8 protein-coding genes are annotated in these 7,807 nt (G+C 42.6%); all 8 read right to left on the minus strand.

The features are described 5' to 3' along the window. A partial coding sequence (locus tag WS42_RS13745) for a DUF4493 domain-containing protein (RefSeq protein ID WP_046451272.1) occupies positions 1–1,157 on the minus strand: 1,157 nt, incomplete at its 3' end. 218 nt (positions 1,158–1,375) lie between these two features. Beyond that, positions 1,376–1,852 carry a low molecular weight protein-tyrosine-phosphatase gene (locus WS42_RS13750; RefSeq protein WP_046451273.1) on the minus strand — a complete coding sequence of 159 codons (477 nt, stop codon included), beginning with the start codon at positions 1,850–1,852 and terminating at the stop codon, positions 1,376–1,378. Next, positions 1,853–2,803 carry a signal recognition particle-docking protein FtsY gene (ftsY, locus tag WS42_RS13755; RefSeq protein ID WP_041556566.1) on the minus strand — a complete coding sequence of 317 codons (951 nt, stop codon included), beginning with the start codon at positions 2,801–2,803 and terminating at the stop codon, positions 1,853–1,855. A 123-nt stretch (positions 2,804–2,926) separates the two neighbouring features. Continuing rightward, positions 2,927–3,976 carry an AI-2E family transporter gene (locus WS42_RS13760; protein ID WP_022161410.1) on the minus strand — a complete coding sequence of 350 codons (1,050 nt, stop codon included), beginning with the start codon at positions 3,974–3,976 and terminating at the stop codon, positions 2,927–2,929. Then, a complete protein-coding gene (locus WS42_RS13765; RefSeq protein ID WP_022161409.1) occupies positions 3,973–4,233 on the minus strand; it encodes a DUF6582 domain-containing protein in 261 nt (86 codons plus the stop codon). The genes WS42_RS13760 and WS42_RS13765 overlap by 4 nt, the downstream gene beginning before the upstream one ends. A gap of 255 nt (positions 4,234–4,488) precedes the next feature. Further along, positions 4,489–5,688, minus strand: coding sequence for an MFS transporter (locus WS42_RS13770; protein ID WP_022161408.1), 1,200 nt, complete (start codon positions 5,686–5,688; stop codon positions 4,489–4,491). Positions 5,689–5,986: 298 nt separating this feature from the next. Next, entirely contained in the window at positions 5,987–6,691 is a 705-nt protein-coding gene (locus tag WS42_RS13775; protein ID WP_370752008.1) for an NUDIX hydrolase, read from the minus strand. A gap of 88 nt (positions 6,692–6,779) precedes the next feature. After that, positions 6,780–7,807, minus strand: a 1,028-nt coding sequence (locus WS42_RS13780) for a family 43 glycosylhydrolase (RefSeq protein WP_353743304.1), incomplete at its 5' end; no start/stop codon positions are given.

The raw sequence follows: 7,807 nt of genomic DNA on the forward strand, positions 1-7,807 counted from the left end.
ACACTAAACTTACAGTCATTCCCATTTTGATTCAAACGATCCTTACTTAAAATCTCAAAAGTCGAAATACTAGTCTGCCCAGGTGCCGTATTTAGCAATTTGATTACATGATTGAAATTCACCCATACAGCGGCCCTGATCGTGTCATTTTTATCAATATCTTCACTCCAATCCAAACCGTTGGCTTTCAATAAAGATTTCTGTTCAGCTGTTGCCTTCATCAGATCGAATTCTGCAGGCCATCCTCTTGCCAGTAAAGTATCTGATGTCGTTTTAATTTTCAGTTCAGTCAGCCCCGCTGCAGAAGTTATCATCACTATTGCTTTTTTGGAGACACCTTCTGTCGTCAATATATTTCCTGCATCCATATCGTCAGCAGTAAACGTTACTACCGGAGCTTTTTTAGGCAAGAAATAAGGGGGTAAATCCACCTCCACCGGAATATCGATCGTTGAAGAATCAGTCTCAATAGCAATACCCGACAAGGCGCCATTTTTAGTCTGGGCCTTCAAGGTCATCTTATAAAATTCCTTCGCCTTTACATGGGCAATAGCTTCCGGATAAAACTGATAATAAATATCCGAACCCTTCGGTTTAAGCCCAAAACGCATCCGTAACTTTCCGGGCTTAAAATAACCTTCGCGTTTTTCATTTTTCAGAAAATGCAAAGAATCCCCAACGGTCTTGATGTCCACAAAATAATCATCGTAATCATAACCGAAACTTTCATCGAAAGTAATAGCCACTTTTGCTGCCGCAACCTTTACAGGAACAATCGTATCCAAAACATCTCCTTCTTTCAGCGTAATTTTGGTCTCCCCATAATAATAAGGACGGTCAAAAGCCGGCAGAATCGTATCACTTCCGAACCAACCGACTAATTTATAACTTCCGGGAACTACTTTGATCAAAGAAGGCAAGTTTCCATACTCCCATTCTTTCAAGACTTCAGCCCGGGTATTTTCTATCCGGACTTTAAATTCCTCTTCGGTAGGAACTGAAACAGAACGTGTAAATACGACTTCATCTAAAGTATAATCGGTTTTCAAGGCAAAAGATACGGCACTCGTCTCCTCTCCTTCAGAGAAATCGTCTATTTTACCTTTACTACACGCTAAAATAAAAAAAGCCAGACAACTCAGAAATACAATTTTCATTTTACTAAGATTCATTCAAATTCAGTTAAACGTATTCCAAAGTATAATAGTTTTAGATGTTGGGATAGAATTATCCCCCTATATATACATACAAAAAATAACAAAAATTATGCCGAAATCCGATCAAAGTTTAAAATATATAAAAAAAATTGCATTATTATATAAATAAAAAAACAGTCTGAAAGATTTTCAGACTGTAAAGTTTTCAGATATCCGGATCAATAATGGGCCAAACAATACCGATAAAGTCCGGCAACCGCATCTTCCAATAAATCGAGTACCAGCTCGAATCCTTGGGGACCTTCATAATAAGGATCGGGAATTTCGGAATATGAAGTGGATTTCCGGCAAAAATCAGTCATTTTAAAGATTTTCGCTCTTTCTTCCTCATTTATTGCTGCACGTTTTAAAGCCTCGATATTCTGGTCATCCATACCGATGATCATATCGAACTTTGCAAAATCGGCAGTCGGATAAAAAGTACGGGCACGACTATCCAGGACATATCCCCGGCGGCTTGCGTGCCGGCGCATCCGCTCATCAGGAAGAGCTCCGGCATGTCCGCTATAAAGTCCGGCCGAATCGATCAAGAACTCTTTTTCTTTGCCCTCTTTCTTTATCCATGCCTTCATGATTGCTTCCGCACCCGGAGAACGGCAAATATTCCCCAGACATACAAACAATATCTTCTTCATTTAACTAAACAACGAATCGACAAATTCCTCCCGGTTGAATACCTGCAAATCTTCGATTTTCTCACCGATACCGATATATTTCACAGGGATCTTGAACTGGTCGGATATACCGATAACCACACCTCCTTTGGCGGTTCCATCGAGTTTTGTAATAGCCAAAGCGTTCACTTCCGTCGCCAGTGTAAACTGCTTGGCCTGTTCGTAAGCATTTTGTCCGGTGGAGCCATCCAATACCAGCAACACTTCATTCGGAGCCTCCGGCAAGACCTTTTTCATTACATTTTTGATCTTTGTCAGCTCATTCATCAAGTTTATTTTATTATGCAACCGTCCGGCGGTGTCGATAATCACGACATCAGCTCCGTCGGCCTTGGCTTTACTTAACGTATCGTAAGCTACAGAAGCGGGATCGGCACCCATTGCCTGTTTTACAATCGGCACTCCGACCCGGTCTGCCCAGATCACCAATTGATCGACAGCAGCAGCACGAAAAGTATCGGCAGCTCCCAATACCACTTTTTTACCGGCTTCTTTAAATTTATAGGCCAACTTTCCGATCGTAGTCGTTTTCCCCACTCCATTCACTCCGACCACCATGATCACATAGGGCACACCGTTTTCAGGTAATTCGAACGAAGCGGCATCGTTAACAGTATTCTCTTTCAACAAAGCGACGATCTCCTCTTTCAACACCCGGTTCAATTCATCGACACCCATATATTTGTCGCGCTGTACACGCTCTTCGATACGTTCGATAATCCTGACCGTAGTCTCGACACCTACATCCGAGGTGATCAAAACCTCTTCCAGATTATCCAACACCTCGTCATCTACCTTAGATTTACCGACCACCACTCTGGCCAGCTTTTTAAAAACACTTTCCTTGGTCTTTTCTAACCCCTTATTCAGGTTCTCTTTTTTAGTCTTTCCGAATAATCCGAATAATGCCATTTCAATAAAATATGATAAAAATTTCAAAGCCCTAAAGTACAAATAATTTTAATATCAAGGCGGTAAGGTTTTATTAATTATTAAAACGGGCATACAAATTAGTCAAAAGTATTTAGCGGCAGACTAAGTCCGGCTTCCGGTACGACCGGTCAAACGTTTCTGACCTTGAGGCTCTTCGAGATATTCGGCCTTAAAAATCTGAACACATAAAACAAAGATAGAAAGCAACAAAGGTCCGAAAATAATCCCCATAAAACCAAATAAGGATAAGCCGATAACCACCCCGAAAATGGTAATCAAAGGATGTGTATCCGCCATTTTCCGCTGCAAAACCGAACGGATCAGATTATCGACATTCGCTACGATTACAATACAATAGACCGATAAACCCAAAGCCATCCACCAATGTCCGGTAGCTCCGATGTACAGAGCCAACGGAATCCATACGATAGCCACGCCGATCACCGGGATAACCGTAGCGAAACAGGACACAACTCCCCACAGAATCACTTCAGGTGCACCGAAAATATAATACCCCAACATAGCAATTCCCCCTTGAATGATGGCTAATAAAGGTACTCCGATAGCATTGGATTTTACCACCATATGAAATTCGTGCAGTACATCCCGCTTATTCCTCTGGTTAAAAGGTAAAATATCGATAATATAGTCCTCCATTTTCCGTCCGCCCACCAACATAAAATATAACACCAATATCAATACCAATACGTTGATAATAAAGTTACTGATACTCCCCATCAAGATTTGGCCGACTTTAGGCAGTACCGATAATAAAGCATCGATATTCCCTTTACTCAAAACATCGTATCCGGTCTTTTCCTGAACAAGCTTAGAAACATGCCCGATGGGCTCCATCAAACTTTTAGGATCGAGATTGATCGCCTGCAATTTACTGATTAAAAGCCAGACGACCAGAGATATCGGAATCAGAAAAATCAGAATAGTCTCGATTAACATGAGGGTAGCCATCAGGCTTTTTTTCATATGTTTCTTTTCTATCAGATAGAGCATCTGATTGCGAAGCAGGATATAGATGGTCGCTGCCCCCAGCAGTCCGCCTAAAAAAGGAGTAGCCTTGAAAAAGATCACCACTCCCATCACCAGGATAATGGTAATGAGGGAATACTTCCAATACTGTTCTTTTGTACTCATCTTCCACTTTTCTCTTGGGCCCATTCGAGAATAGTCGGACTTTGAATATTTACTCCGAATTTCCGGGCTTTCATCAAGATCCGGCGTGCCAGCTCTTCTTTTTTATCTTCAGGAGCATACCTGAAATAGGCTTCAGCTGCCCGGATATGCGGCGCATCGGGCATTGGAAATTCGCGGGTTTCGGGAATACCGAAATCTTCGTCTTTTAATTCGCGTCGTTCTTCTGTGTTCAGTTTATCGGCAATCTGTCCTTTCATAGCAAATTTCTTCAATTACAGAGGTTCTAAGGTTGCAAGAAAATAAACCTGACCGTTGCAACTTTCAAATTGTACGTTCGATGAGTTTAGAAAGTTATCGAATTGCAGGAGCCTGTGAGCACTTTTTTACCGTCACAGATGTACCCCATCGCAATTGAGAAGCTGAAAGATTTCACCGATCAGGAAGACCATGATCCGACACTTATCAAGCACGAAGAGAGGCCGATCGTTTTCTGATTTTACCGGAAAATATCGTCAGCGCAGCTTGTTACGGTTAAAATGCGGGCCGGCTTTACAAATAAAAAATAAAGTAGAAACGACGGTCAGGCAAGCTCCGAAAAGGTAGGCATGATTATATCCTCCGAAAGCCTGAGCGATGGCTCCGCCACACATCAATCCGATCCCGATCCCGACATCCCAACTGGTCAGATAAGTAGAAGTAGCCGTACCCCGTTGACTATTGGTGCCCAGATTGACGAACAAGGTATTGAAAGCCGGAAACATCGTACCGAAAGCCAACCCCTGTAAAAGAGCGATTACCAGAAAAATGACAGAAGTAGCTCCGGCATTCCACTTCACCCAATATGCACAGGCCGAGAGTGCAAAAAAACTGGCACAAGCCAGATACATCCCCAAAGAGATCACCTGGGTAATTCTCCCTTTATCGACCTGTTTGCCGGAAAAGATACGGGATACCGCCAAACCGACAGCCATAAAAGTGAAGTACAATCCCGAGCTCACCCCGATCCCTATTTCTTCGGCATACATAGCCACGTAACTGGTAGTCATCCCATACGGAATAGAAAGCAATAAAAGTGAAATACCGGCCGGTAATCCCTTTACAAGAAAAAAGCGGTCTAAAGAAATCGGTTCCCGTTTCACCGGTTGTTTAAAGGGCGTTTTTACTAAAGAAGCCATGATGAAGCCCAGACTTCCGGACACCAGCGAACAAGTAAAAATAACGGCATACGAACAATGTCCGTGCATAAACAATCCGGTCATCGGCCCGAAGCTCATGGCAATATTATTGGCCAGTCCATAATAACCCAAGCCTTCTCCCCGCCGGGAAGAAGGCAGGATATCTATGACAATCGTATTTCCTGCGACAGACACCATCCCAAAGGCAAACCCATGTACAATCCGTAAAGCGATAAACAAAACCAAAGCTCCGGCTAACATATACCCTCCGAAAATAACGGTGAAGACAAAATAAGCGAGCAGATACAAAGGTTTCCGACTGAAAGTATCGAGCATATACCCGGAAAAAGGCCGGATACACAAACACGCCAGCGTATAGCAAGACAAAATAAACCCGATCATCGACTTACCTGCCATAAACTGCTCTTTCAAATAAAACGGCAATACCGGCAAAAGCAAGTAGAAAGCAAAGAAAAGCAGGAAATTGGCTGCCAGGATATAACAAAAATTAAAAGAAAAAAGCTTGTCTTTAATCATAGCATATTCAAAACCAAATGCAAAAGTAATAATAATTAGTTCATAAAGTCCATCGACTTTATAAACATTTACTTTTGTATTACATAAATAATCCCGGCAGAATGAATTATTTTATGAAAAAAAGTTGCTGATCAGACTGCAACTCTCACACTCGGAGAATTTAGCCGGTTAGAATTTCAGGCTTCAAACTTATTAAATGAATCAACTGTTTTTCCTATTTAAAAACATGAAGTACAAAAATATGAATTATTCTCATTTTTAACATTATATAGACTTTATAACTCTAATAATTTTCGAATCAGATATTAAAAAAGTTCTGGTTATATCCATTCTCAAGCATACTATTGTATTTTTCTTCGTCGAAAGAGTAGAGATAAGCTCCTTTTTTCGAAGTAGAGTAGTCCTTTTTACCCGTATTGATCAGGATATTCATGCTATGGATCTTCTTCCGGAAATTACGTTTGTCGATTTCACATCCGAAAATCGCCTCGTAAAGCATCTGTAAAGAAGGAAGCGTAAACTCCTGAGGTAACAGGTTGAAACCTACCGGACAATTGGTCGCCCGTCTTCTCAAACGCCCCAAAGCTTTCGTAACCATCTGGTTGTGATCGAAGATCAGAGGAGGCACTTGCTCCAACAGTACCCATGCTGCATTATATGAACTCACCGCTTCTTTATCATAATTACGGATATCCATCAAAGCAAAATAAGCGGCAGAAACGACACGGGCTCCCGGATCACGTCCCACATCACTGAATGTCATCAATTGCTCCATATAAACTTTTTCCAAGCCGGTACAATCCCTCAATACCCGTTCCGCTGCCTGGTCCAGATTCTCATCCGCCCGCAAAAAACCTCCCATCAGAGACCATTCTCCCTTACAAGGTTCAAAATTCCGCTTTAATAACAACAACTTTAATCCTTCCTCATCGAAACCAAAAATAATACAATCTACAGCGACTTTGAAATCAGCCTCTTGTTCATAATACCTTATACTTTCCACCTCGTAAAATTTTTTTACAAAACAAGCAAAAAAATAATTATAAGGCAAATTTTTTCTACAGTTAAAAGTATAAGATACACTTAAGCTTCTATTTCTCGTATACCGATTTGTTTCTCACTTTCACAGGTCGTATTCCTTCGAGTGTTGGTGTCACCGGAAGAATTGTCCCATCTTTACCGAAATACATCCGGTCGATACACACTTCGCGGTGATATCCGGCAGCTTCCCCCATCGTGATCCCTTCCGGCCGTTTAAAACGGTGATATACGATATACCATTCGTCCTTCCCCGGCACTTGGATCACCGAATTATGCCCTGTCCCATAAATTCCTTTTTCGGGATCTTTCGCCAGGATCAGATTTGATTCCGGTATCTGAATCGGCCCGACAGGAGAATCGGCAATGCCATAACGTACCCGGTAATTTTCACTGCGGGTATCGTCTTCCGACCACAAAAAATAATACTTTCCTTTTCTGAAAATCACACAGGTCCCCTCCCGGAAAGTTCCGTCCGAAGGAGTAATCACCCTCTGGCTTCCAGGTACGATATTCAGCCTATCCCCGCTCAATTCGGCCACGGCCATAAATCCGTTCCCCCAATAAAGATAACTCTTACCGGATACCGGATCGGTAAATACATCGGGATCGATATTCTGTCCCCCGCTCACCCCCTGAGGCAAACGGTCGATCAAAGGTTTTCCCGAATCCTTGAAAGGCCCGGCAGGATGATCGGCCACAGCCACCCCCACTTTCTGAGCTGCCGTATAATAATAGAAATACTTATATTTCCCTCCGATCTTTTCTTCGGTAATACAAGGAGCCCAGGCATTCCGGTCGGCCCATTTCACCTGTGAGGGCAGATCGAGTATAATCCCTTCGTCCTGCCAATGTACCAAGTCAGGAGATGAGAAAGCCTTAAAACTGTTTCCTCCCCATCCCTCATACCCATCGGTGGTCGGATACAAATAAAACTTCCCCGTTTGCCGGGCAAACAAGATCGCCGGATCGGCATGAAAATCACAGATCACCGGATTACCTGCCTCCGGATCCGTCCCCTGATAGATTGTCCGCCTGCGGGCATTGCCCCAATACCGTTCCAATCGTCCGGCTTCAGCCG

Source organism: Odoribacter sp. N54.MGS-14 (assembly GCF_000980295.1).
Classification (GTDB): domain Bacteria; phylum Bacteroidota; class Bacteroidia; order Bacteroidales; family Marinifilaceae; genus Odoribacter; species Odoribacter splanchnicus.

Excerpts from the sequence above, each read along its gene's own strand:
- WS42_RS13750 (WP_046451273.1), bottom strand. The coding sequence starts at position 1,852 with ATGAAGAAGATATTGTTTGTATGTCTGGGGAATATTTGCCGTTCTCCG.
- ftsY (WP_041556566.1), bottom strand. The coding sequence starts at position 2,803 with ATGGCATTATTCGGATTATTCGGAAAGACTAAAAAAGAGAACCTGAAT.
- WS42_RS13760 (WP_022161410.1), bottom strand. The coding sequence starts at position 3,976 with ATGAGTACAAAAGAACAGTATTGGAAGTATTCCCTCATTACCATTATC.
- WS42_RS13765 (WP_022161409.1), bottom strand. The coding sequence starts at position 4,233 with ATGAAAGGACAGATTGCCGATAAACTGAACACAGAAGAACGACGCGAA.
- WS42_RS13770 (WP_022161408.1), bottom strand. The coding sequence starts at position 5,688 with ATGATTAAAGACAAGCTTTTTTCTTTTAATTTTTGTTATATCCTGGCA.